Origin of the sequence: Saccharopolyspora antimicrobica (assembly GCF_003635025.1) — a bacterium.
Taxonomy (GTDB): domain Bacteria; phylum Actinomycetota; class Actinomycetes; order Mycobacteriales; family Pseudonocardiaceae; genus Saccharopolyspora; species Saccharopolyspora antimicrobica.
On record NZ_RBXX01000002.1, the window covers coordinates 5,820,680 to 5,845,317 of the forward strand.

25 protein-coding genes are annotated in these 24,638 nt (G+C 70.1%); 8 read left to right on the plus strand and 17 right to left on the minus strand.

From position 1 onward, the window contains the following. Window positions 1-19: 19 nt before the first annotated feature. Entirely contained in the window at window positions 20-1,510 is a 1,491-nt protein-coding gene (locus ATL45_RS27785; RefSeq protein ID WP_246025583.1) for an FAD-binding oxidoreductase, read from the plus strand. A gap of 60 nt (window positions 1,511-1,570) precedes the next feature. Here ATL45_RS27785 and ATL45_RS27790 read toward each other — a convergent pair whose 3' ends face one another. Next, window positions 1,571-2,350 (minus strand): SDR family NAD(P)-dependent oxidoreductase, encoded by a 780-nt coding sequence (locus ATL45_RS27790; RefSeq protein WP_093148869.1) that lies wholly within the window; start codon window positions 2,348-2,350, stop codon window positions 1,571-1,573. A gap of 511 nt (window positions 2,351-2,861) precedes the next feature. Here ATL45_RS27790 and ATL45_RS27795 point away from each other — a divergent pair. Continuing rightward, a complete protein-coding gene (locus ATL45_RS27795; RefSeq protein ID WP_170210368.1) occupies window positions 2,862-4,277 on the plus strand; it encodes an MFS transporter in 1,416 nt (471 codons plus the stop codon). Here ATL45_RS27795 and ATL45_RS27800 read toward each other — a convergent pair. The 11 genes from ATL45_RS27800 to ATL45_RS39400 form a co-directional block, all read right to left on the minus strand. Further along, complete coding sequence (locus ATL45_RS27800) at window positions 4,244-5,110, minus strand: arylamine N-acetyltransferase family protein (protein ID WP_093148864.1); 867 nt, start codon at window positions 5,108-5,110, stop codon at window positions 4,244-4,246. The two genes, ATL45_RS27795 and ATL45_RS27800, sit on opposite strands and share 34 nt — an antisense overlap. An 80-nt stretch (window positions 5,111-5,190) precedes the next feature. Then, a complete protein-coding gene (locus tag ATL45_RS27805) occupies window positions 5,191-5,685 on the minus strand; it encodes a cupin domain-containing protein (RefSeq protein WP_093148861.1) in 495 nt (164 codons plus the stop codon). Further along, window positions 5,682-6,233, minus strand: a complete 552-nt coding sequence (locus tag ATL45_RS27810; RefSeq protein ID WP_093148857.1) for a VOC family protein — start codon at window positions 6,231-6,233, stop codon at window positions 5,682-5,684. Before ATL45_RS27810 ends, ATL45_RS27805 begins: the two co-directional genes overlap by 4 nt. Further along, entirely contained in the window at window positions 6,230-7,375 is a 1,146-nt protein-coding gene (locus ATL45_RS27815; protein WP_246025584.1) for a sedoheptulose 7-phosphate cyclase, read from the minus strand. Before ATL45_RS27815 ends, ATL45_RS27810 begins: the two co-directional genes overlap by 4 nt. A gap of 41 nt (window positions 7,376-7,416) precedes the next feature. Continuing rightward, window positions 7,417-8,640 carry a DegT/DnrJ/EryC1/StrS family aminotransferase gene (locus ATL45_RS27820; RefSeq protein WP_093148852.1) on the minus strand — a complete coding sequence of 408 codons (1,224 nt, stop codon included), beginning with the start codon at window positions 8,638-8,640 and terminating at the stop codon, window positions 7,417-7,419. Between the two features lie 148 nt (window positions 8,641-8,788). Then, a complete protein-coding gene (locus tag ATL45_RS27825) occupies window positions 8,789-10,339 on the minus strand; it encodes a GMC oxidoreductase (protein ID WP_093148850.1) in 1,551 nt (516 codons plus the stop codon). Window positions 10,340-10,375: 36 nt separating this feature from the next. Beyond that, entirely contained in the window at window positions 10,376-10,762 is a 387-nt protein-coding gene (locus ATL45_RS27830) for a cupin domain-containing protein (protein WP_093148847.1), read from the minus strand. Further along, entirely contained in the window at window positions 10,759-11,478 is a 720-nt protein-coding gene (locus ATL45_RS27835; protein ID WP_093148843.1) for a cupin domain-containing protein, read from the minus strand. Before ATL45_RS27835 ends, ATL45_RS27830 begins: the two co-directional genes overlap by 4 nt. Continuing rightward, window positions 11,471-11,872, minus strand: a complete 402-nt coding sequence (locus tag ATL45_RS27840; RefSeq protein ID WP_093148840.1) for a cupin domain-containing protein — start codon at window positions 11,870-11,872, stop codon at window positions 11,471-11,473. The genes ATL45_RS27835 and ATL45_RS27840 overlap by 8 nt, the downstream gene beginning before the upstream one ends. Beyond that, a complete protein-coding gene (locus tag ATL45_RS39395) occupies window positions 11,869-12,195 on the minus strand; it encodes a cupin domain-containing protein (RefSeq protein WP_211841305.1) in 327 nt (108 codons plus the stop codon). The genes ATL45_RS27840 and ATL45_RS39395 overlap by 4 nt, the downstream gene beginning before the upstream one ends. A gap of 2 nt (window positions 12,196-12,197) precedes the next feature. Next, window positions 12,198-12,608 carry a cupin domain-containing protein gene (locus ATL45_RS39400; RefSeq protein ID WP_211841306.1) on the minus strand — a complete coding sequence of 137 codons (411 nt, stop codon included), beginning with the start codon at window positions 12,606-12,608 and terminating at the stop codon, window positions 12,198-12,200. 1,100 nt (window positions 12,609-13,708) lie between these two features. Between ATL45_RS39400 and ATL45_RS27850 the strand changes: the two genes are divergently transcribed. The 4 genes from ATL45_RS27850 to ATL45_RS27865 all read left to right on the plus strand — a co-directional run bounded on the left by ATL45_RS27850 (window position 13,709) and on the right by ATL45_RS27865 (window position 17,285). Next, the gene (locus tag ATL45_RS27850) at window positions 13,709-14,113 is read left to right on the plus strand and encodes a BlaI/MecI/CopY family transcriptional regulator (RefSeq protein WP_170210369.1); all 405 of its coding nucleotides are present in this window, start codon (window positions 13,709-13,711) and stop codon (window positions 14,111-14,113) included. Further along, window positions 14,110-15,015: a M56 family metallopeptidase gene (locus tag ATL45_RS27855; RefSeq protein WP_093148835.1), complete on the plus strand. Its 906-nt coding sequence runs from the start codon at window positions 14,110-14,112 to the stop codon at window positions 15,013-15,015. Before ATL45_RS27850 ends, ATL45_RS27855 begins: the two co-directional genes overlap by 4 nt. A gap of 81 nt (window positions 15,016-15,096) precedes the next feature. Then, the gene (locus ATL45_RS27860; RefSeq protein ID WP_093148834.1) at window positions 15,097-15,831 is read left to right on the plus strand and encodes an ABC transporter ATP-binding protein; all 735 of its coding nucleotides are present in this window, start codon (window positions 15,097-15,099) and stop codon (window positions 15,829-15,831) included. Then, on the plus strand, window positions 15,828-17,285 hold the full coding sequence (locus ATL45_RS27865; protein ID WP_093148831.1) for a hypothetical protein: 1,458 nt from the start codon (window positions 15,828-15,830) through the stop codon (window positions 17,283-17,285). Before ATL45_RS27860 ends, ATL45_RS27865 begins: the two co-directional genes overlap by 4 nt. Before the next feature lie 21 nt (window positions 17,286-17,306). Here the strand turns inward: ATL45_RS27865 and ATL45_RS27870 are convergent, their stop codons facing one another. The 3 genes from ATL45_RS27870 to ATL45_RS27880 form a co-directional block, all read right to left on the minus strand. After that, entirely contained in the window at window positions 17,307-17,891 is a 585-nt protein-coding gene (locus tag ATL45_RS27870) for a hypothetical protein (RefSeq protein ID WP_093148827.1), read from the minus strand. Window positions 17,892-17,943: 52 nt separating this feature from the next. Further along, window positions 17,944-18,978: a glucose 1-dehydrogenase gene (locus ATL45_RS27875; protein WP_246025876.1), complete on the minus strand. Its 1,035-nt coding sequence runs from the start codon at window positions 18,976-18,978 to the stop codon at window positions 17,944-17,946. 61 nt (window positions 18,979-19,039) lie between these two features. Beyond that, on the minus strand, window positions 19,040-19,393 hold the full coding sequence (locus tag ATL45_RS27880; protein ID WP_211841307.1) for an MFS transporter: 354 nt from the start codon (window positions 19,391-19,393) through the stop codon (window positions 19,040-19,042). 291 nt (window positions 19,394-19,684) lie between these two features. Here ATL45_RS27880 and ATL45_RS27885 point away from each other — a divergent pair, with 291 nt between their 5' ends. Beyond that, window positions 19,685-19,933, plus strand: coding sequence for an SHOCT domain-containing protein (locus ATL45_RS27885; RefSeq protein WP_093148819.1), 249 nt, complete (start codon window positions 19,685-19,687; stop codon window positions 19,931-19,933). A gap of 218 nt (window positions 19,934-20,151) precedes the next feature. Further along, window positions 20,152-21,102: a nitroreductase family protein gene (locus ATL45_RS27890; RefSeq protein ID WP_093148815.1), complete on the plus strand. Its 951-nt coding sequence runs from the start codon at window positions 20,152-20,154 to the stop codon at window positions 21,100-21,102. A 42-nt stretch (window positions 21,103-21,144) separates the two neighbouring features. Here ATL45_RS27890 and ATL45_RS27895 read toward each other — a convergent pair whose 3' ends face one another. Together ATL45_RS27895 and ATL45_RS38545 are read right to left on the minus strand one after the other, a co-directional pair. Then, window positions 21,145-21,966, minus strand: coding sequence for a universal stress protein (locus tag ATL45_RS27895; protein WP_093148810.1), 822 nt, complete (start codon window positions 21,964-21,966; stop codon window positions 21,145-21,147). A 17-nt stretch (window positions 21,967-21,983) separates the two neighbouring features. Next, on the minus strand, window positions 21,984-24,554 hold the full coding sequence (locus ATL45_RS38545; RefSeq protein ID WP_143121581.1) for a hypothetical protein: 2,571 nt from the start codon (window positions 24,552-24,554) through the stop codon (window positions 21,984-21,986). Window positions 24,555-24,638 lie beyond the last annotated feature (84 nt).

Sequence of the window (24,638 nt, forward strand, 5' to 3'; positions counted from 1 at the left end):
CGCCAGGTATGGGGACCTGGTGCGCGGAAAGAATCAGCGCTGGGTCGCCCGGCCCGATTACGTTTACCTGCCCACCTCCAGCCGCGAGGTGCGAATCGCGGTTCAGGACGCGGTCGACTCGCAGAAACGCCTCTCGGTCCGCAGTGGCGGGCACTGCTACGAGGACTTCGTGTACAACTCGGACGTCAACGTCGTGATCGACCTGTCCGAGATGACCCGGGTGTACTTCGACCGGGCGATGAACGCATTCGCCGTCGAAGCCGGGGCGGAGCTGCTCGACGTTTACGAGACCATTTACCGGCTCCGGGGTGTGACCTTCCCCGGCGGGATGTGCTATTCGGTGGCCGCCGGCGGGCACATCTGCGGTGGCGGCTACGGATTCCTCTCCCGGAAGCACGGGCTCGTCGTCGACCACCTGTACGCGGTCGAGGTGGTGGTCGTCGACGAGAACGGCACCGCCGACGTCGTCATCGCGACCCGGGACGCCGACGACCCGAACCGGGATCTTTGGTGGGCGCACACCGGTGGCGGCGGTGGCAATTTCGGCGTGGTCACCCGCTACTGGCTCCGGTCGCCGGAAGCCGATGCCGATCCCACCGCGCCGCTGCTGCCCTCGCCGCCGGCCGAGGTCCTGGTCAGTGCCGTTTCCTGGGAGTGGGAGTCGATCACCGAGGACTCGTTCCGCAGGCTGATCGGCAACTTCGCCGACTGGCAGGTCCGCAACCAGGATCCGGATTCGCCCGCCGCGGGCCTGTTCGCCACCCTCCAGGTCAACCACCGGTCGAACGGTCAGATCGGGATGATGACGCAGGTGGACGGGTCGGTGCCGGACGCGGAATCGGTGCTGGCGGAGTTCCTCGACGAGGTGTGCGCCGGCGTCGAGGTCCCGACCGGTCCGGTGACCACCTCGATGGGCGACTACCTGCCGAGGCCGCAGCTGGCGACGCCGCGACGGCTGCCCTGGCTGCAGGCGACGCAGATGCTGGCCACCGGCACGCCGACGCTGACCAACCCCAGCCTGCGGGCCAAGTACCGGTCGGGGTACTTGCGCGCGACGCTGTCGGATGACCAGATCGGGACCATCTACCGGTACCTGACCAGCCCCGACTACAGCAACGACACCGCGCTGCTGCTGATCTCCGCCTACGGCGGCAAGATCAACTCGGTGGCCGCGGAGGACACCGCGGTGGTCCAGCGCGACTCGGTGATGAAGCTGCTGATCCAGAACTACTGGTCCGACCCGGCCGAGGACGACTACAACCTCAGCTGGATCCGCGCGTTCTTCCACGACATGTTCGCCGAGACCGGCGGCGTGCCGCTGCACGACGAGCGCACCGCGGGCTGCTACGTCAACTACCCGGACGTCGACCTCGACGCCCCGGAGTGGAACCGGTCCGGGCTGTCCGGGGTGGAGCTGTACTACGGGAGCAACTACCCCCGGCTGCAAGAGGTGAAGCGGCGCTGGGATCCCGGCAACGTCTTCCGCCACCGGCAGTCGGTCCGGCCCTGACGGAGAACACGGCGGCGGGAACACAACCGGTTGTGTTCCCGCCGTCCCCAGTCACTCAGCTCAGAGCTGCTTGAGCATTCCCCCGTCGACCACCAGGTCCGCGCCGTTCATGTTGGGCACGCGACCGGAGGCCAGCAGCACCACGAGCACGGCCAGCTCTTCCGGCTCGGTGAACTTGCCGGTGTTGAGCCCGGTCATCGCAGGCACCTGCGAGACGAACTCCTCGTGGTCGATCCCCGCGCTGCGGGACAGCCCGGAGGCCATCCCGTCGGAGGACGTCCAGACCGCGGTGCGCGTCGGCCCTGGGGAGATGGTGTTCACCCGCAGGCCCGCTTCGCCGTACTCCTCGGCGAGCGACTTGGCGAAGTTGGTCATCGCGGCCTTGGCGGCGGAGTAGTCGATCAGCCGGGGCAGCGCCAGCTGCGAGTTGACCGAGCCGATGTTGACGATGTTCCCCTTGCGCTCGAGCAGGCTCGGCAGGGCCGCCCGGGTGGTGCGCACCGTGCTGAAGAAGTTCAGCTCGAACGCGTGCTGCCATTCTTCGTCGCTGATCGCCAGGAATCCGTCGGTGCGCGCCGGGGAGCCGCCGACGTTGTTGACCAGCAGGTCGATGCCGCCCAGCTCGCCGAGCGCCCACTCCACCATTTCCGCCGTCTGCCCCGCATCGGACAGATCCGCTTGCCGGGTCAGCGGAGTCGCCTCGGCCAATGCCTCACTGGTGGTGCGAGCACATGCAGCCACCTGCACTCCCTCCGCGGCCAGCGCCTGGACCACGGCCAGGCCGATGCCCTTGCTGGCACCGGTCACCAGCGCGGTCTTGCCTTCCAGCTTGAGTTCCATCTCGCTCCAATTCACTCGCATGCGTCGTGCGATCGATAGCGTATCCGGAAATTTCGCACCCCGAGGGAGAATCCGCGGAGTGCGATCCGCGGCTCACTTCTGATCTGCTGATTGCGGCTCTGCATGGTGCAATTTGGCATATTCCACCAAGGTGAAAAGTACGCCCGATGTTCACGTGTTATTGGCCTGGGGGAGAATGCGCTGGCAGTGCGTCCGGCGAAGTTGTTCCCGCTGGTTTCGCAGGACGAGGTCGAGCTGGTCGGCCTGCGGTTTCCCCTTCGGATGTCGGCAGGTCGAGTGTCGAACGTGGACGGTTGTGCTCGCAATTCCCGGAGAGCGCGAACCCGGTTTTGAGATCCCGGTCACGGGTGGGTTATTCGAACGCCGCGTGAAATCCGCGTCGGCTATCGTCGAGAACGCGTCCGCACGTCGTGAACCAGGCCGAGGGGGGCCGTGCGCGCCGACCGGATGCGGGCGTCGACGAGCAGCGCTTCTGGGGGAGTCACCTGACATGAATCGCGTCGCAACGGTCTTCATCTCGCTGACCGCACTATTTCTCGTTCCGTTCACCTTGAGCGGGGCCTCCGTCGCGCTCATCCGGATCACCGAGGACCTGGACACCACGCTCGCGGCCACGCAGTGGGTCGTCAACGGCTACAGCGCGACCTTCGCGGGTTTCATGCTGGTGACCGGTTCGCTCGCGGACCGGTACGGCCGGCGCCGGACGTTCCTCGCGGGCGTCGCGTCGTTCTCGGTGTGCGCGCTGGTGAGCGCGGTGGTCACCGACATCGTGCTGCTCGACCTGGCCCGCGCGCTGGCCGGGATCGGCGCGGCCGCCACCGTGACCGGCGCCAGCGCGATGCTCGCCCAGGTCTTCACCGGCGCGGCGCGGACCAGGATCTTCGGGCTGTTCGGCGCGACCATCGGGCTCGGGCTCGCCTTCGGGCCCACCCTGGCCGGGCTGCTGATGGAGTCGTTCGGCTGGCGCAGCACGTTCGGCCTGCCCGGCGCGATCGGCCTGATCGCGCTGGCGTTCTTCCGGTTCCTGCCCGATTTCCGCTCCGCACCGGGCAACGCCGCGACGGGCCGGATGGACTGGGCGGGCACGACGACGTTCACCCTCGCCCTCATGCTGCTGATCCTGGTGTTCGTGGAGGGCCCGGAACTGGGCTGGACGTCTCCGCTCGTGCTGCTGGCGCTGCTGGGTGCGGTGGTCCTGTTCCCGCTGTTCATCAGGATCGAACGGCGGGCCGCCGACCCGCTGCTGGATCTTCGGCTGCTGACCTCCTCCCGGTTCCTCGGGCTGTGCGCCGCCAACATCGCGATCGTGGCGGTGTTCGGCCCGCTGGTGGTGTACCTGCCGTCGTACTTCATGTCGACGCAGCCCGTGACGGCGGCCCAGGCCGGTGCGCTCGTCATCCTGCTGACCGGGCCGATGCTGGTGGTGCCGATCCTGTGCGGGATGGTCACCCGCTGGGTGAGCCCGTCGGTGCAGGTGATCGCGGCCCTGGTGCTGGTCGGTGCGGGCGCGGCCTGGTTCGCCGCCACCGAGGAGTACGCGGGACCGCTGCTGCTGATGGGCGTGGGGATCGCCATCGCCACCGGGCTGCTGGACGGCTTGGCGGTCAGCAGCATGCCCGCGGAGCAGTCGGGCATGGCCGCGGGCCTGTTCAACACCACCAAGCTGACCGGGGAAACCCTCGGCATCGCCGTGATCGGCGCGGTGCTGGCGGCCCGGACCTCCGGAACCCTGGCGGGCCCGGAGTACCCGGCCGCCATGGACCTCTCGCTGTGGGTGCTCGGTGCGCTGTGCGTCGGCGTGGCGGTGCTCGTCGCGGTGCTGTTCCGCCTCTCGGAGCGGCAGCCGGTGGCCGCGTCCATCGGCGAACGCGATCACAGCGCTTCGGTGTCCTCAGCGGACTCGTAGAACTCCTGCAGTGCGGAGAGCTCGGCCGGGGTCAGCTCGACGTCCAGCGCGCGCAGGGTGCCGGCCAGCTGGTCGGTGGTGATCTCGGCGGTCTCCACGCGGCCGTCGGCGTGCTCGGTGATGAGCCGGTGCCCGACGAACTTGCGCACCACGCCGTCGGTCAGCCGCATCACCACCAGCTGACCGGTGAACGGGGAGCGCGGGTGGGTGGAGGTGTAGTGGTGGAACACCTCGTAGTCGACCTGCCGGGCGGGCAGGCCGAGGGTGGCGTGCAGCGCCTCCCAGCCGTCGTCGGTGTGCTTCTCGAACACCCAGTGGCCGTTGTCCCGGCGGATCCGGTGCCGCCAGCCGGCCTGGTCCACCTCGGCGCCGTCGATCAGCGGCGTCGGCTGCATCACCCAGGCGCCGAAGCCGACGTCCACCAGGTGGTCCGTCCCGTCGACGGGCACCACCGCGAGCATGTGGGTGTACGAGCCGCGCTCGTGGTTCGGCCTGACCCGGGCGAAGCTGCGCCGGACGGTGAAGCCGAGCTTCTCCAGCGCGGCGGCGAAAAGCAGGCCGTGCTCGAAGCAGTAGCCGCCGCGGTTGCGGCGGACCAGCTTGTCCATGATGGCGGGCAGCTCGATGCCGCGGTGCCTGCCCAGCGCGACGTCGATGTTCTCGAACGGGATGGCCCGCACGTGCGCGCTGTGCAGCGAGCGCAGCGCCGCCGCGGACGGCTCGACGCGCGGGTGGTCGATCCGCCGCAGGTAGGCGTCCAGGTCGAAGGCGGTGGTGTCGAAGCCGGCCACCGGGTCGGTGACCGGGAACGGGTTGAGCTCGGTGAACGTCATGGTCCTACCCTCGGTTCCTGTCGTGAGCGCGCACCGCGCGCCGTCCCGGCCCGGGACGGCGCGCGGTGCGTTCGGGCGAACTACTTGGTGCTCGGTCCTTCCCAGCCGAAGCGCGGGGCGATCGCCACCGCCTTCGCGAACTCATCCGGACCCCACTGCGGCACCGGCGTGCTCGGCACCGCCGGCTGGCCCGAGGCCAGGAAGAACTCCTCGAACCCGGCCGGGGTGTAGGCGAAGATCGTGTGCGCGACGTGCACGCCGACGTTCTTGAAGCAGTGCGGCGTGCCGTGCGGGACGAAGACGTAGTCCCCGGCCTTGCCGGTGAACCGCGCGTCGCCGACCTGGAACTCCAGCTGGCCGGACAGCACGTGGAACACCTCGTCGGACTCGGTGTGCACGTGCGGCGGCGGGCCGCATCCCGGCAGGATCGAGGATTCCAGGACGGACAGGGCTCCGTTGGTGGCCTTGCCGCTGATCTTGACGGTGTAGACGTTGCCGTCGAACCAGATCGTCTCGCCCTCGCCGGCCGGGACGATCGCCGGCTGCTCGGGAGAGACGTTGTGCTGCTGGCTCATGAAACTCCTATGCGATCGGACCAGGATCCGTCCGGCTGGTACAGCCGCACGTCCGTCTGCTGCTCGAACGGTGCCCCAGGGGGCAGGTTGATCAGTTCCAGCTGCATCCCCCACGGCGTCGTGAAGTACACCCAGCGGTCTCCCGCGATGGGGCCGTCGGAGATGGTCTCCGGGGTGCCGAGCACCCGGACGCCCGGTTGCGCCCGCAAGTACTCCGCGGCGGCGTCGACGTCCTCGACGTGGATGGCCAGGTGGTGACCGCCCCAGTCGCTGTTGCGGGGGAGCTGCCGACGCTGGTCGGGCGCGGTGTACTCGAAGAGCTCCAGGTTGGTCACCGGGCCCAGCCGCAGCATGGCGATGCGGGCGGTGGCCGTGGCGTCCACGTCGAGCTTGCGGGTCATCCAGTCGCCCGCGGCGTCCTGGACCAGCGTGTAGGCCAGTTCGGCGCCGATGACCTCGGTGAAGAACTCGACGGCCTGGTCGAGGTCGGGCACCGTGTAGGCGACGTGGTGCACCGCGACCGCGCCGGGGATGCCTCGCCGGGTCATCGGTCGCCTCCCAGCTCGTGCAGGGTCTCGGCCGCGCCGGTGAGCTCGGCGACGGTGAGGTCGTGCAGGAAGCGGGCTCCGCCGATGCCGACCGGGACCGGCATCCGCTGCAACCCGTCCCGGTGCCGGGTGGTCTCCCGCAGCGCGTGCTCCAGCAACCCGGTCTCCAGCAACGGGTGCCAGACGGGAAGCCGGAGCCTGCGCATCAGGCGGAAGATCCGCTCGCGGTCCGATGCGGACACCATGCCGCGCGCCTCGGCCAGCACCGTGGTGAGCGCCATGTCAACGGTGACGGCCTCGCCGTGAAGGAGCGCGGGCAGAGCGCGCATCTCCAGGGTGGGGCTGAAGGAGTGGCCGTAGTCGACCAGCCGCTCCAGCTTCTGCTCCCACAGGTTCGGTTCCAGCTCCTCCAGCATGCCGCCGACCGCGCGGCTGAAGACCTCCCGCGCCACCACGTCGCCGGTCGGCGTCTGGCCGGTGAGCCGTTCGGCGAGCAGCAGTTCGGCGTGCTCCTCCATCAGCCGGAACAGCACCGCGTCCTTGATCAGCGCGATCTTGAGGATCTCGGCGAGCCCGTTGCTGATGTGCCGATCGTCCACAGTGGCCAGGAAGCCGCGGTCCAGCAGCGCCGCGGTCGGCGCGAAGTAGGAGCCGAGCCGGTTCTTGTGGGAGCCGAAGTTCACCCCGGTCTTGATGCCGACGCCGGCGTCGACGAGCCCGATCAGGGAGGTGGGCACCCGGACGTAGGGCGTGCTGCGCCGGTACATGCTGGCGGCCAGGCCGGCGATGTCCAGCACGATCCCGCCGCCGATGGCGATGATCGGCTCGTGCCTGCGCGAGATGCCGAACGAGTCGAGGCCGTTGACCACGGTGAACACCGACTCCATGGTCTTGGCCTCCTCCGAGGCCGACAGCACGCACAGCCGGTATTCGCAGTTGTGGTGCGCGAGGTACTTTCGGAGCGCATCGCCGTAGATCTCGTGCACGTTGGCGTCGATCACGATGAACCGGCGGGGCTCATCGGTGCGGACGGTCGCTCCCGCGTCCAGCAGCGCTCGGTTGGACGGATCGAGGACGCCGTCGGTCATCCGGACTTCGTAGGTGATGGTCTGCTCGGCCTGGGCCTGCCACTGATGGGCCATGGCTGTCGCCTCCGTCAGTGCGGTTTCGACCGCATGTGTGTTCATTTCATCGCAACCACTTCGTCGACTGCTGACTGGACGGCGCGGGCGGCGGCGGCGATCTCGTCCGGTGACGAGAGCGGGTTGATGCCGACTCCCGAGCCGAGATAGGCGTCGACCACGCCGACCGACAGGGCGATCGACCGGCCGAGGATCTCGTCGGTGCGGGGGAGCATGTTCGCCTCGTAGCGCCGGTCGCTGGAGGCGAAGGGGTGTTCCGAGGGCGTGGGCGTGCGGCGCGCGAGCAGCTGGGGCATGTTCCCGTAGTAGTGGCGGCCCGAGTCGATGAGCGTGGAGGTGCCCAGCCGTTCGGCCACCGCGCGCGCCGCTTCGACGGTCTCGAACTGCAGGACCAGGAACGAGAAGCACTCGCCGTCCGGATCGTTGATGCGCCTGCGGGTCACGCCCGGCAGCTCGCCGATCGCCTCCAGGAACGCCGTCTTCTGCTTGCGCAGCACGCCCAGGATGTCGTCGATCTTGCGCAGCTGGCCCAGCGCCACGGCACCGCTGAGCTCGTGCATCCGCAGGTTCATCCCGAACAGCGAATCGGCGTCGGCGATGCCCTGCCGCAGCGGCTTGAACCCGTGGTCGTGGAAGGCGAAGGCGCGTTCGTAAGCCGTGTCGTCGGCCAACGTGAGCAGGCCGCCGTCGCCGCTGGTGATGATCTTGAACAGGTTGAGCGAGAAGGCCCCGGCGTCCCCGATGGTGCCGAGCGCGCGGCCCTGGTGCCGGCCACCGCAAGCTTGTGCCGCGTCCTCGATGAGGAGGAGACCGTGCTCGTCGGCGATCCGACGCAGCTCTCCCATGTCGGCCGGAGCACCGAGCATGTGCACCGCGACGATGGCCTTCGTCGCGGGCGTGATCCGGCGCGCCACGTCCGCCGGGTCGAGGGTGAGGGACTCGTCGATCTCGGCGAGCACCGGGACCGCACCGCGGTGCACGATCGCGGCGATGGAGGCGATGAACGTGTAACCGGGCACGATCACCTCGTCGCCGGGACCGACGCCGAGCGCCACCAGCGCGGTGAGCAGCGCGGACGTGCAGCTGTTGACGGCGAGGCAGTGCCGGGCGCCGGTGCGCTGCTCGAACTCGCGCTCGAGCGCGTACACCATGGACGGTCCGGCCGCTTCGTCGAACCGGTAGCGGTTCAGGTGCCACTCGTCCAGCGCCTGGTGGACCAGCGCTTTCTCTTCGTCACCGAGGAACAGGTATCCAGGGCCGCTCATGGGTGCTGTGCCGCCTTTCCGCAAATGTTTCTCCGCGATTCACCGATGCGCTCGCGATCGATCGTGCGTTTCGGGGTTTCTTCTGGCCGGGTTGCGCCACGTTCCTCTGACGTGCGGTTGAGCAGGGTTGTGGTTTGCGCAGGGCTGTTCACGCGAGCGCCCTTTCTGCTGGGAATGCTTGCCCGGCGCGGAGAATCCCGCGTGCGGCGCGCAGCGCCATCGCCACGCTCGTCAGCGTCGGGTTGCTCGCGTTGCCGGTCGGGATCAGGCCGTTGCCGCCGAGGTAGAGGTTCTCCACGCCCCAGACCCGGGAGCCGGGATCGACCACGCTGGTGTCCGGGTCGGTGCCCATCCGGGTGGTTCCCGCGATGTGCAGCGGGAGCGTGGGGAGGATGAACCTCGGCTCGGAACCGGGCACGTACGGCCCGAGCGCGGCGGCGGCTCGCCGCAGGTCCGCCATCATCCGGTGCTGCCGGGCGCGGTCGGAGTCGCTGAGCGAGAACTCGAAGCCCGCCTCCGGCATGCCGTAGCGATCGCGGGCGGTGTCGGAGAAGAGAACCCGGTTCTCCGGCCTCGGGTCGACCAGCCCGAACCAGCGCAGGTCGACCACCAGCCTGCCGTCCAGGTCCGGGTCCACCACCATGTCGTCGTAGGGCAGATCGCGGTGGATCTGGCAGTGCCACGGGCGGTCCTGCGACACCGGGATCCACACGTTCGGATCGAGGTCGTCCAGCGGGATCGGCAGCGCGTCGTCGGGGTGGCCGGTCCGGTGCGCCGCCACCCGCTCGGCGAAGCGCGGGTCCGCCGCGACACCCTCGACCAGGTCGTCCCGGAGCAGGATCTGGCAGAAGGCGACCGGTTGTTCGGTGAGGTGGCGGCCGAGCGCCGGCGGGCGGATGCCGGAGGCGTGGAGCAGCTGCGGGGTGAGCACGGCGCCGCAGGCGACGACGTACGTGCTCGCCTCGACGCGCAACGTCCGCCACGTGGTGTGGTCGATGATCTCGGCGTACTCGATGCGCGACCCGTCCGCCGCGGGCACGAGCCGCGTGCACTGGTGCTGCTCACGCAGGACGAACCCGTCGGCGTCGCCGTCGGCCAGCGGGCCGAGGATGGTGTCCACACCGGTCCAGCGCACCAGCCCGGGATTGTCCGCGCGGCGTTCGGCGGCCATCGGGAGGTGCTGAACGCCGTACGGGGCGGGCAGTTCCGCGTACTCGGCGGCGAGCGCGTCGATCACGACCTGGTGGGAGATCGCGCTCGCGGTCAGGTCGGTGCGCGTGTTGAGGAGCGCCTCGGCCTCGCCGTAGAGCGAATCCCAGTCGGCCGCCGGGATGGCATTGGAGCGCTCGACGGTCGGGTGGTGCCGGGGCGTCACGCCCGTCCAGTGGGTGGCCATGCCGCCGACCGCGTAGGTGGCGACGCCCGCGGCGAGGCTGATCAGCTCCTCCGGCGGGCCCACCGCGCGGGCCGGGCGCGACAACGGGTGCAGGTGGCCGCGGATCAGCGCGCCGAACCGCTCGTGGCTGTGCTGGTAGGCGAGGTGGTTCTTCAGGTGTTCGCCCGGCCTGCTGGACAGCTGCGGACCGGCGTCCACGACCATGACCTCGCGCCCGCCGTCGACGAGCGTGCGCGCGAACGTGGCGCCCACCGGCCCGGAACCCACGACGAGGACGTCGACCTCGATGCGCTGGTGACTCACGCGTCCCCTCCCTTCTGGTGTCAGTCGGTGCTCGGGTCAGTCGGCCGGGGTGCGCCTCGGGAGCCGCCGGCTCACCGCAGCGGGCATCAGCGCCAGGACGAGCAGTTCGAGCGGGGAGTCGGCGGTAGCGCGCCACCTGCCGCCGGTTCCGTGGGAGCAGAGGACGAGCTCGCCCTCGCGGAGTTGCAGCGGAGCCTCGCCGTCGGCGACGAACTCGCCGCTGCCGCGCAGCACGAACCACGCCTCCTCGATGTCGCCGCGGCCGCGCTCGTCGAGGGCGGCTCCCGGTGCGAGCCGGACGAAGTCGAAGGATTCGCACTCGCTGAACAACATCCCGCGGCGGCCGAGGCACCGCCACACGGCGTTGCCGAGCTCGCCGTCGAAGGTCTCGGTGAGACCGTCGTGGGTTCTGGAAACGATCACGACGCACCTCCCGCGTTCGCCGGAACGGCAAGGCTCACCACGAAGAACTCCACTCCATCCGGCCCGCCCTCGATCGACGCGGCGCCGCGGTGCGGCAGCCCCACCGACACGCCGTGGCGCAGCGGCACGGTGGTGGCTCCGGCCGTCGCGGTCCCGGTGCCGCTCAGCGTGAAGAGCACGTGCTCCTGGTCGTCGGCCACCAAGGACTCGGTGCGGCCCGGGTCGAGGTGCACCAGCCGCGCCCGGCGCAGCGGGCCGGCGAGGTAGTCCAGCGCGTCGACGTCGCGGGCTTCGCGGAGGTCGATCACCTCGGCGCGGACGTCCTCGGTGCCCGAGTCCGGCACGCCTTCCGCCATCCCGGGGCCGGAAACCTCGATGACCAACCAGACCAGGTCCTCGGTGCCGGTGTTGCGGATGCCGTGCCGGGTGCCTAGGCAGGTCGTGATGAGATCGCCGGCGGCGACCGGGTGGTCCGCGCCGTTGATCGTCATGACGCCCTGCCCGGACACGACGTAGTCGAACTGCTCGGTCCGGCTGTGCAGGTGCACGCCGCTGGCCGCGCCCGGCGGCAGCGAGGAGCGCTCCACCGCCTCCCACGGCCCGAACATGTTGTTCCGCCGCACCAGGCACTTCCACCGCGCGACCAGCTCGCCGCCGTGCATCTCGTGGACCTCGGACGGCTCGTCCAGCGTGGTGATCACCAGCCGGTCAGTCATGGTCACCCCCGGCCAGCAGCCAAGGCGCCACCGGAACCCGCGCGGGCAGCCGATCGGTCACCGCGGTGGGCAGCACGGTCAGGGAGAGCAGTTCGAGCTCACCGGAGGAATCGTTGTGCACCGCTCCGCGCGCACCGCCGGCGGCGAACAGGAGATCTCCGGGGCGCAGTGCGGCGGAGCGTTCCGCGCCGTCGACGAAGCGGCCCTGTCCACTGAGGACGAACCAGGCGGTTTCGACGCCGTCCCGGCCGCGCCCGTCCCGCGTGGCGCCCGGCGGCAACCGGTGGTAGTCGATGGCCTCGCATTCGCTGTGCAGCATGCCGCGGCGGGCCAGGCAGCGCCAGGCGCTGCCGTCCGCCGTCCGGCTCAGGCCGCCGGCGTTGGTGACGATCATTCGGCGGCTCCCGGGCTCTGCGGGATGGCGAGGCTGGCGGTGAACAGCTCGAGGCCTTCGTCGCCGGCGACGACCGAGACCTCGCTGCCCAGCGGCAGGGTCAGCGCCACGCCGGGCCGCAGTGCCACGGTCGCCGCCCCGGACACCGCGTTCCCGTTGCCCCGCACGACGAACAGGGTGTGCTCCTGGTCCTCGGCGACCAGCGTCTCCTGCTGGCCGGGCTGGAGCTGCGGCAGGCGGACGCGCCCGAGCGGGCCGCTGAGGAAGTCCCCGGCGTCGATCTCCCGCACCTCGCGGAGGTTGATCACCACGGCGTTGCTCATCGTCATCCCCTTACGTCGATCTGCTGCTGGTGATGGGCGTAGACGGCTGCCATCGGTGGCCCCACCACCTCGATGACGAGCCACTCCAGCCGGTCGTCGCCGGCGTTCCGCAGGCCGTGCCGGGTGCCGAGGCCGTTGAGGATCAGGTCACCTGCCTCGACCGGGTGCTCCTGGCCGTCGAGGAGCATGACCCCGGTGCCGGAGATGATGAAGTAGAGCTCCTCGGTGCGGGTGTGGACGTGCGCGCCGCTGATCCCGCCCGGCGGCAGCGCGGCCCACTCGACCGCCTCCCAACGCCCGAAGAGGTTGTCGCGCCGGGCGAAGCACTTCCACTCCGACGCACCGGCCGCGCCGTGCACGCCGTGCACGACGGATGTCTCGTCGAGGTCCGCGATCACCAGCTGTTCTGCCACCTGCTCTCCTTCACGTCCGCGGGCTTTCGGGGTGCGTCCGAGCACCACCGTCCTTGGAATCCAGGTGTCCGTGAATTCGTGGAAACGATTGCCGGATTACTGCTGATGCCGGACCGGAATTGCGCTGATCGTCTGATCCGGGTTGCTTCTCGGTTCGGCTGAGTTGTTCGGTGAAGCAGGTGCGGGGTCGGCCGGCCCGCGTCTGCGCGAGAAGTCCGCCGAGTCGAATCGTGCGAATAGAAGCCAGCGACTCACGCGCTCGGCGCGGCTGCATTGACGCGCCATGAATGAGCGACGAAACCTATTCGAATGAGATCCCCAGTTGCATCGATCGACCGCACGGTCCATCGCTGACCAAAATTCAGACTACCGGCCGCCGCATTCCGCTCAATCGGCAGGATGGGTGAGACGCGCATCACAGGTTCGGTTAACTGTTATTCACACATTATCAATTTTCCGGCCACTGTTGTCGGTAATAATGGCACCTCACTTCACCTGCGCAAATGCGGGTGCTGAAGGTTTCCTTGGTGCATTTGTGCAGATTAGGGCCTTCGTCTGGCTTCCCGGGTCGCTGCCGGTGATGCCGGTGATTCGGATCTGCGGTGCTGGTCTTCCATTGTGGTCGATTAAGGCACGTGACGGATCGATTCGGCGTTGAGCGCGAACGTGCCCGCCATGTCGCGTTCATTGTGGACTGCGGGCTGGTTCGGCTCGCTCGGGCGGGTTGAATTGTTTGCTTCGGTGCCGTTATTCGAGTGGTGCTTGGGCGAGTGCTGATTGGTGTGTGAGCCTGGGAGGGTTCCCCGTGGGGGCGCGATTTCCAGGTTCGGGAGGTGTTCGATCTGCGTCGTATGTGGACCGGCTGAAAGTGGGTAACGACATTTCGGCGGTGTCCGGGTGTGCGTGCTTCTCCCATCTCTGGATCGATGAGCGAGTCGTGGTCGGGTTTCGGTAATTGCCGTCATTCACTGGTGAAAAGCGAGAACGGGGCGCGTCGGGTCGCCGCTCCTCGCGAGCTCCTGCGGGCTGCGGAAACGGTGGTCTGGCGGGCTGCGGAGTTGCGGGCCGTCGCCGCTCCGGCTTCTGCTACGGTTCGTAGCATGTCGAAGCGGCAGGGGCTGGCGGCGCACTTCGGGCCGCTGGAGTTGGCGATCCTCGACGTGCTCTGGTCCGGTGGCGAGATGGACGTGGCCGAGTGCGTCAAGCGGCTGCGCGGGAATCAGGCCTACACCACGGTGAAGACGGTGATGGAGCGGCTCGTCGGCAAGGGTTTCCTGGCTCGCCGCAAGGAAGGCCGCCAGTACGTGTACTGGCCGAGCCGGTCGCGGGCCGAGGTGGAGCAGGAGGTGGCGGCCACCCAGGTGCGGCAGCTGGTCGACGGCTTCGGCGACCTCGCCGTGGCGAACTTCGTCCGCGCGGTGCGCGACGACACCGACCAGCTCGCGCAGGTGCGCGCCCTGCTGGCCGAGATCGAGGACCAGGACGAGCCCGGTGGTGCGCGATGAGCATCGACTGGCTCGGCTATCCGCAGGTCGTCATCGCGTTGTGGGGCCCGCTGGCGGTGCTCTCCGGGTGGCACGCGGCGAAGCGGGTCATCCGGCGGTTGCCGCCGCGCGAGCGGTTCTTCCTCGCCGTGCTCGTCTCGATGACGCCGTTCCTGGCGATGTCGGTGCCGTACCTCCCGGAGAGCCCGTTGCGCGACGCGGTGCCCTGGCGCGCGCCGCTGGCGTGGGGGATCAGCAACCCCGTCCTGGTCGACGGCGACGATCTGCTGACCGTCGTGGCGTGCGAGGTGCTGCTGCTGCTCTTCGTGCTGCCGATCGCTTCGCTGGCCGCATCTTTCGCGCTCGGTTTCGCCCAGGTGATCCGCGGTGCTCGCCGGGTCGCCGCGCTGGCGCCCGAGCGGCGCGATGACCTGTGGCTCGTCCGCTCACGCGAGAAGGTGGCCTGCACCGTCGGGTTGTTCCGCCCGCACATCGTCCTGGACCGGGCGACCGCGGAGTCCGCGGCCGCGCCCGCGATCATCGAGCACGAACGCGCCCACGCGAGAGCCCGCCATCCACTGTGGATCTTCCTGGCCACCTGCCTGCTGCGGGCCTGGTGGTGGATTCCGGGCAGGCGCGCGGTGCTCGCCGAGGTGCGGCTGGCGGCCGAGCTCTGGGCGGACGAGCGGGCGCGTGCTGCCCTGGGCGCGCCCGCCGTCGCGCGTGCCCTGCGCGCTCAGGTCGATGCCATGGCGGGGCGCGATCTCGTTCCGACGGGGACGGGATTCCTCGATCCGCACGTCGAACTCGTCCACCGGGCGCATGCGCTGGCTGCTGCGCCCAAGAACCTCCCGGCGTGGCGGACGTGGGCAGTCCGCGCCGCCGCAGCACTGGCCGCCGGCCTGGTGGTCGTTTTGCTGTGACTTCCTGATCAGCACTCCCTCCCGGCGCGGGACTTCGCGCGCCACGAATTGCTACACGACGTAGCAGATTGGAGCTCGTCGATGCGTCCACCCTCGTCCGGTGCCGGGGAGGTCCCGGTCGTCCAGACCGCCGGTCTCACCAGGACTTTCGGCTCCGCGACCGCTGTGGACTCGGTGCACCTGGCGGTGCGACCGGGCCGGATCTACGGTCTGCTCGGCCCGAACGGCGCGGGCAAGTCCACCACGCTGAAGATGCTCCTCGGCCTGCTTCCGCCCAGTTCCGGGGAAATCCGGCTGTTCGGGCAACCGTGGAACCGCGGAGCGCTGGCGCGCATCGGAGCGAGCATCAACGGCCCCAGCTACTACGGCCACCTCTCCGCGCGGCAGAACCTGGCGGTGCACGCGCACCTGCTCGGGGTTTCCGGGGCGGAGGTGGAGCGCGTGCTGGCCGCCGTTGAGCTGAGCGACGCCGGCCGCAAGAAGGCCAAGAGCTTCTCCACCGGGATGAAGGGCCGCCTCGCGCTGGCGATGGCGATGCTGGGCGACCCGGACCTGCTCATCCTCGACGAACCGCAGAACGGGCTGGACCCGGAGGGGATCGCGGCGCTGCGGACCATGCTGCGCCGGTTCACCGACGGCGGCCGCACCGTGGTGCTGTCGAGCCACCTGCTCGGCGAAGTGGCGTCGCTCGCCGACGACATCGGGCTGATCGCCGCGGGGCAGCTCCGGTACCAGGGCAGCATCGCCGACTTCGCCCCGGACGGCGACCTCGAACGCGCCTACTTCGCATTGACCGGAACCGGGGTGCGCGCATGACGGCGCAGGCCGGGCTGCCGCAGGCCCTGCGGGCCGAGTTCGCCACCTGGCGGCGCAGCGCGGTGGCCCGCCTGCCGCTGGCCGGGCTCGCGTTCGGCCTGGTCAACACGGTGGTGCTGTTCGGCATCGGCAGCGGTGCCAGCTGGCAGGGAGTCTTCGCCCACCAGAACCTGTGGGCGGTGTTCGCGGGCCCGATGCTGACCGCACTCCTGGTGGCCAGCTCGGCCCGCATCGACCGCGCGGCCCGGGGCGGCGGCACCTGGTACCGGCCGGTGCGCCCGGTCTTCCGCCGCCTGAGCCGGTTCACCGACCTGGCGGCGCGGGTGCTCTTGCTCAACTTCCTGGCTGTCGTTCCCATGCTGCTGGTGATCGGCCTGCTGACCGACGTGACCCGGATCCCGTGGGGACGCGCCGTCGAACTCGTCGTCGTGCTGTGGGCGTCGCAGCTCGGCGTCGTCGCGATGCTGCTGTGGCTGGCGATGCACGTCGGCTGGCTCGTGGTCCTCGGCGGCGGTCTGGTGTGGACGGTGCTGGGCGTGCTCTACGCCGAATCCCCGTCGTGGCCGTTCCTGCCGTTCACGTGGATGCTCCGCGGCGCGCTGCCGATCATGGGCACCCACGCGAACGGCATCACCCTGCCGCCGGGCGATCCCCTGGCCACGGCCTCGCCGTGGGCACCGATGCTGCTGGGCGCAGTCCTCGCGGTGCCGTTCCTGCTCCTGCCGCGCCTGAACCGGCCGGTTTCCCGGGCACCTCGACAGCCTGAACCTCAGCGAGCCGCGCAAGTAGCGGCCGAAGCGGAGCGACCGGGCGACCCCCGGGTGCTGCGCGCGATGCTGACCACGCTGAACCGGACCGCGCTGTGGTGGCTGTGCCCGGCGGCGGTCGGCCTGGTTGCTCTGTGGCTGCCCTGGCACGACCCGGCGCGCAGCGTCGAGCTGTTCACCCTGGTGGTCCTGCCGATCGGGACCTCGGTGCTGGGGATGGTGATCTGGCAGGCCACCGGCCAGGGCTGGCGAGCGGTCGCAGCCCGGTCCACCGGAACCACCGGGCCGGCACTGGCGCTGACCGGCATCGCGCTCACCATCACCGCGCTCGTCTCGCTGACCACGGCGCTGGTGTACCTGGCGGCGGGCCTGCCGCTCGCGCACACCTGGCCGATCGCGCTCACCGGTGCGGTGGTCGGCGCGATGCTCACCGCTGCCGGCCTCTGGCTGGCGATCCGGACCTCGCTGGTGATCAGCGTGGCGGTCGCCGTCATCGGTGTCCTGCTCGGCATCCTGATCGGCGGCACCGGGCTCCAGCAGCACCTGTGGCCGTTCGTCCCGTGGGCCTGGGCGAACCTGCTGGACCCGCCCCGGATGTCGATCACGCTGCCGGTGAGCGCGGCGGCGACGGTGGCCTTCGCCTTCGCCGCGATCCGCGCTGCCCACCGGAAAGCAGCCGATTCCTGAGCAGAAGCCGCGTCGGCCGCCTCAGCTGCGCGCCCGCCAAGCGGCGAACTCCTCGGGCGTGACCACGCCGTGGTCGAGCACCGCGCGGTAGACCTCGTAGCTGGCGATCGGGTCCTCGGGCCGGGTCGCCAGCTCGTGCTTGATGGCCAGCACCGCTGCGCGTGCCGCGTCGTCCAACCGCGGGGCCAGCGTGCGCAGGTGCGTCAAGTCGGGCTGGCGCTCCGGTTCGTCGACGAACCAGATGTCGAGCGTCCACTCGTGATCCGCGGTGTCGCGGCAGGAGATGTTCAGGTACAGGCCGTCGGGGTACATCGGGTCGGTGTTCCACCGCCCGGTGTCGTCGCGGAGCCGCACCTCGCGGACCTGCTCGTGCAGCGCCAGCTCCGCGCCGAGGCGGGTGACGGCCCGGTGCGTGGCCCGGTCGAGTTCGGCGCAGGTCACGGTGATGTCGACGTCGCGACGGACCATCACGCGGAGCGCCGAACTGCCCACCCGGGTCGGGGAGCCGATCGCCGACAGCTCGGCCTCCAGTCCCAGCTCGGCCACCAGTGCGTCCGCTTCGGAACGGGTGCGCGCTTCGCGCTCCAGGATCTGCTGGGTGGTCACAATCGCGTGATTGTGCCAGCACGGCGACGAACCGCGGAAGGTGCGGGCCGGGTCAGGCTTGCAGGTCCACGACGACCTTGATGTCGCCCGGTCCGCGATCGAGAGCGTCGGTCCACGAGGTCAGCGGGACCTTGCGGGTCAGGAGTGCCTGCAGCCAACCCCGGTCCGCTCCCGCCAGGTGGTCCGCCGCTTGCTCGTAGTGGCCGCGGTTGGCGTTCACCGAGCCGACCACCACCTGGTTTCCCATCACGAACCAGCTGTTGACCCGGTCCATCTCCATCGGGATCCGGTGCGTGCCCGAACCGAGGCCGGTCAGGCAGAGCACCGCGTTCGGCGCCACCACCTTCATCAGGTCGGCCACCACGGTCCCGGCGCCGGTGGCCTCCACCACCGCATCCGGGCGGATCCCGATGTCGGTGACCGCGTCGGCGACGTGGAAGGTGGCGCCGAGAGCTCTGACCAGTTCGGGTTTGGGACCGGCGTCGCTGCGGTCGTAGACGTGCGTGTCGTAGCCGAGCCGCACGCTGATCATCGCCGCGAGCAACCCGATCGGGCCGGCACCGGTGATCAGCGCGACTTCGCCGACGTGGCAGGCGCGGCGGCGGATGTACTGGACCTGCTCCCACGCCTTGGTCACGATCGTCGTCGGCTCCATCAGCACGCCGGTCTCGCCGAGGCCCGGGTCGAGCTTGACCAGGAACTCCTCCGGCACCCGCCAGTACTGGCTGCCGTAGCCGTCCGCGTGCTGGATCCCGCGCTCGACGTAGCGTCCGGTCCGGCAGAAGTCCCACTGCCCGGCCCGGCAGCACGGGCAGTCGTCCGGCCGCCGGACGATGCCCGCGACGACGTCGCCCGCGGCGAATCCGCTGCCGTCCGGCGCTTCGAGCACGCGGCCGTGGGATTCGTGCCCGAGGATCAGCTCTTCGCGCCCCGGCGGCGCGGCACCGTGGCGGCCGTTGACGATTTCGGTGTCAGTACCGCAGATCCCGACCGACAGCCCCTCCACCAGGACGTCGCCGTCGGTGACCGCGGGTTCGGGCCTGCTGCTGACACCCGCCGTACCGGGCACGCCCGGCACCACCGTCATAGCTCTCACCGGAACCTCCCGTTGCTCGTCCCCAGGGTTGAATTTTCAGGCTCCCGCGCACCTAGATAGGCACGGTGGCCGAGGCTGAATCGACCGCCAGCCCCAGGATGACGCGGGCCACCATGAGAGTCGCGTAGTTCTGGGCGGACACGGCCAGCGCGGTGCCGACCAGGAACACCGCGCCTTCCAGCCCGAGCACCGGCCGCCGCCCCAGCCTGTCCGCGACGCCACCGATCCACAGGGCGCCGACCATCGCGCCGAGCAGCAGCACGCTGACCACGCCGCCCTGCATCGCCGGGCTGAGGTGGAACTCCGGCGCGATGTAGAGCAGCGCCCCGGAGATCACGCCGGTGTCGAACCCGAACAGGAAACCACCGGCCGCGATGATCACCGCCCAGACCCAGATCTTGCGCACGGCGGCACGCCGACGTCGGCGATCGGCCCGTGCGTACCCGGCTCAGTCCAGAAGCCCTGAACCATGGCGACCCCCAAGCGCGCTCCGGGCGCGATCCTGTCGGGGCTACCCGGGGCAGTCCCCGCCCATACGGATTCCTGCCCGGTCACCCCGCCCGTGGCGAGGCCGTCACTCCCCGCAGCCGGCTCGGCCTCCCGGACAGTCCGGTGACCATCGCCTCTTTACCGGTGCCGCAGCCCGTCGAACAGTGGGGTCAGGGCGTCGGCACGCGCTGTTGCGGGAGGGATCGCGATGTACTACGGGGGCGGATGGGGCCTTCTCGGGATGCTGGTGATGACGGTGGGGATGGTCCTCTTCTGGGTGCTCGTGGTCGTCGCGATCATCGCGCTGGTGCGCTACCTCCAGCGGACCGGACGGGCTGATTCCGGTAGCACCCGCGCCGAGGAGGTGCTGGCGGAGCGCTTCGCGCGCGGGGAGATCGATGAGGAGGAGTACCGGAGGCGGCTGGAGACGCTGACCGAGCGAAGACGCCGCGCGTGACCGGGCCGGCACCCGTCTGTCTATCCACTGTGGAGGGATTTCCGTGACGAACTTCCCTGGTCCGGTCGGGGTGAAACGGGGAATAGTCGGGTCTGCGAGGTGGAACATGACCGACCGGACGAACTCCCTGGGACTCGCGAGCACGCGGTCGTCGACGTGCGGCCGGAGCCGGGTGCACCGGACGAGTCCGCAGCAGCTCGAGGCGAAAGGGGAACCGGATGAACACGGCCGCGGGTGAGGTCGAAGGCCGCCACGGGCAGGGGGAGTGGTCGGCGGCGGAATCGGTGGTCATCAACCGAGCGGTCCAGAACGCGCCATCAGTGCACAACTCGCGTCCTTGGTCGCTCGCACTGCGCGGTCGGAGTGCGGAACTGCGCGAACGTCCGACCCTGCTGGCGCAGCACGACCCGGAAGGCCGGGACCGCCGCATCTCCTGCGGCGCGGCGTTGGCGAACCTGGTGCTGGCGATCCGCGGCCTGAGGTGGACCACGGAAGTGGCGTTCGGCTCCAGCGCCGGCCTGGTGACCGCCACGGTCACCGCGACCGGGCGCGCTGAGCCGAGCGAAGCGGAGCGGCGTCGCGGCGCAGCGGTGCTCGACCGCTGGAGTTGCCGACGTCCGTTCGACGGACCTGGGCTTCCGGCGAGCACTCTGGACGTGCTGCTGGAGGCGATCGCGGCTCCCGGTGTCACCGGTCGCTGGGTCTCCGGCGCCGACGAGGCGTTGGGCGTTGCGAGGCTGCTGACCTACGCGGGGCGGGTGTTCCGCGGCAACGCCGACTACCAGCGGGAGCTTTCCTCGTGGACGACGGTGACCGGTGACGGTCTGCGGCGCGAGGGGCTCGGTGAGCGGGGACTGGCCGCGGTGGGCTTGACCACCGGCCGCACCCGGTTGCCCGACGAGCACGTGCTGGCCACGCGCATCCAGCGGGAAGCGGTGCTGCTCGTGGGGACCCAGGCCGATGGGCCGGCAGAACAGGTCCGCGTGGGTGCCGCGGTGGAGCAGACCTGGCTGGAGGCGACCGCTCCCGGGCTGGTCGTCTCCGTCATGACACAACCGCTGCACCTGGCAGAGGTCCGATCCGGGCTGGCAGCCGGTCTCGGCTTCCCCGCGATGCCGCAGGTGATGATGCGCTTCGGGAGGTTGGCGGAGTCCGGGGACGAGCGGTGATACGGGCGTCGGCGGCTCATCCCGCTGAGCAGGACGAGCCCATCAGCGCCCATCCCGGACGATGGCCACCGGGCATTGCGCGTGGTGCAGCACGCCCATCGCCACCGAGCCCAGCAGGAGGCCGGTGAACCCGCCACGTCCCCGGTGCCCGACGACCAGCAGCCGCGCCCGCTCCGCTGCGGCAGAGAGCTCGGCCACCGGGTGCCCGCGCGGCGCGATCCGCTCGACCGGGACGTCCGGGTAGTCCTCGGCGCATCCCGCCAGCTGCTCGGCGAGGGCACGCAGAGCTCCATCGCGCAGCTCGGCCAGTTCGTAGTCCAGGGGCGGTACGACCGGTGCGTACTCGAAGTCCTGCCACACCTGCGCGGCCACGAGCTCGCACCGGTACCGTGCTGCGGCGTCGAACGCGAATCGCAGCGCGGCTCGACTGTGCGGGGAGTTGTCCAGCCCGACCACCACCGGCCCGCTGCTGCGGTGCTCCCGCACGATCACGGCCGGGCACACCGCGTGCGCGGCCAGCTTGGCGCTGACCGACCCGAGCAGCGTCGCGGCCAGCGGGCTGCGCCCGCGTGAACCGACCGCGACCAGCTCCGCGCTGCCGGAGAGCCCGACCAGCACGTCGGCGGGGTCGCCGCGCACGACGTCGGAGGTCGCCTCCACGCCGGACCGGCGCTCGGCGAATCTGCTCGTCACCGGGCCGACGGTCGCCCGGGCTTCGTCGTCGGTCGTTCGATCGCCGGACACCATCACGAACCGCACCTGCTCGGCGTGCCGGAGCTCGGCCTCATCGGCGGCCCACGCGGCAGCTGCCAGCGATGCCGGGGAACCGTCCACTCCGACGACCACCTGCCCACCTGAATGCATGCCGACCTCCCGCGGACTCACCGGCCATGATGGGCGCACCGCGCGACGCGGCCAAGTTGTTCAGCACGTTCGGCTACGAGCAGCACTTCGCGCATCCGTCGGTGGCGTGGACTCCCTGGACGAGTGCCTCGCCGTGCCCGGTACCACACCGCCAGCCTCTGTGCCCACACCTCGGTTCTCGATGACGTCGGCGTGCCCAGAGCCTGATCATTTCTTCCAATCGCTGCCGTGCGAACGGGTGTGCGTCCTAACGTCTCCGGGTGCACAGGAACGAGATCAACGGCCCAGTACACGGCCACGTGGTGCAAGCGGGTTGCATCCAGGGCGGTGTTCACGTGCACCAGGCGGAGTCCGAGGAGTCGGTGCGTCGGCTGCGCAGCGCCTGGGTCTGCCGGGCATGGGCAAATCCAGCCTGGTCCGGCGGCTGGCCGCCGGACCCGCCCGGCGGTGGCTCGCCGAGGGCGACGGCGCGTTCGTGCCGGTGCTGATCCCGGCCGCGGCGCTGACCACGAATGCGACATTGCCGGACGCGCTGGGCCGACGGCGTCGTGCACGGCTTCAGCCGCCAGCTGGGCCGCTCGCAGCTGGTCGAGCTCTTCGGCACCGAAGCCGCTGCCCGGCGTCGACTGGTTAGTGCTGGTCGACGGGCTGGACGAAGTCCTCGATACCGCTGCACGCCATGTCGTGTTGCGCGCGATCGGCGCGCTGCGCGAGCTCCCGGCGTACCAGGTGCTCATCACCAGCAGGCCGCTGGACCGGCGTGGATTCCTCGGCAAGGTCGACCAGAGCAGGTTCCCGACCTTCAGCATCGAACCGTTCACCGACGGCGAGCTCCGTGAATTCGCAGCTCGGATGCTGCGCGAGCGGCAGCACCCGGGCCCGGAGGACGCCGCGGCGGAATTCCTGGCGCGGGTCCACCGGACCAGCTGATCGAGAACATCGAGCCCCTGCTGCAGGAGATCGCGTTCGGGCGGCAGAAACTCGGCGCGGAGCAACGGGATCTGCCGCTGTTCGAGCACGCACTGGCCTGGACCGGGGTTGAACGCCCGACGGGCTCGATGTCGCCCGAGGAATGGGCCGAGCTGCTGGCCGACGTGCTGCGGATCAGCGGCCTGGTCATCCAGCCCGGGAGCGAGTTCCGGTTCCTGCACCAGACCGTCGAGGAGTACCTGGCGGCCTGTCGTCTCGCCGCCAGCAGCGATCCGCGCACGCGGTCCGGTCGGCGACTGCTCGCCCCGCAGCCGAGCTGGCCATGGCCGCACCTCGAAGTCAAGACGTTCCTCGCCGCGAGGTGGGCGGAGGAAGGTGTCGATCTGACGCGGATGCTCCGGAGGCTGCTGCGCCGGGGCCGTTGGCGGCACAACGTCGGATTCCTCGCCGAACTGGTTCGGCACGGCGTGGAGCTCGATCCGGCGCTCGTCGACCGAGCGGTGCGGATCCTGCGCAAGGTCGTCTCGAATCCGGCGAGCGCCAGTCGGGAATGGCAGGACTGCCTGACCTGGCTGGCGGCTCTGGACGAGGAACGGGCCGCTCAAGAACTGGAGGCGCTGGCCACCACCGGCCCGGTGGACCGGCGTTACGAAGCCGTCCGCGAGTTCGCCTCGTTCGACGCCGAGCGGGCGATACCGAGCATCCGGCTGTTCATCAACGATGCGCGGGTGGGGAAGATGCCCCGGACCGCGCTGGCCAGGCACTTGCGCGATCTGGGCGTTTCGCAGGTGCACGCGTTGTTCACCGAAGTCGCGGAGGACAAGGCGAACCGCGCGTTGCGCGTCGAGGCGGCGGAGATCCTCACCACGGTGCTGGGACACGATCTCACCGTCATGGACCGACTGGCCTTCGACCGCGAACTCGACGACGAACAGCGGCTCGACGCCGGCAAGAAAGTGCTGGCACACGATGCCGATCGCGGACTGGAAGCGCTCTCCGCACTGGTTCGCTCCACACCGGAACCAGTGATCCGGTACCAGGCCGTGCGCCTGCTCGAAGAGCACGAGCCGGGTCGGGCCGAAGCCGATCTCACGGCCCTCGCCGAATCCGGGAAAGCACCGATCGACCGCAGGTTCGACGCAGCGAGACTCCTGGTCCAGGATCACGGGCGCGAAGTCGGGCTGGTCCTGGCGATCGCCAAGAGCCGGGAGCTCGACCGCGATCTCCGGCTGACCGCGGCGAAGATGGCCAGGGGAGACGACCGCGAGGCCGCGGTCGCGCTGGTCTTGGACATCGTGGCCAGCTGCGGAGCGACCGACTCGTACCGCTTGGAAGCGCTGACGTACCTGGCAGGTGTCGACGGTGCCGCAGCTTTCCCCGCCCTCCGCGACTTCGTGCGCACTCCGAACCAGGCTGATTCCGACCGCTTCCGCGCCGTTGAGATCGCCGCCCGGTGTGCGGGACCAGCCGTTGTTGCCGGGCTCTACGGCGAACTGGCCGCATCTTCCGACGTGGACAGCGCGCTGCGGGTGAAGGCGGCACGTGCAGCCCTCGCGAAGGACGCCAGTACGGGTGCTCCGTTGCTCACCGCGATCGCCAAGGACTCCGGAGCCGAGCCAGAGGCCCGGTACGAGGCCGCGCTGGCCTTGTCGCGGCATGACGGGAACAAGGGATCCGAAGCGCTGGTGGTGATCGGCGAGGATCGGAGCTTGCCGGGCACGCTCCGGATGGAGGCGCTGGGC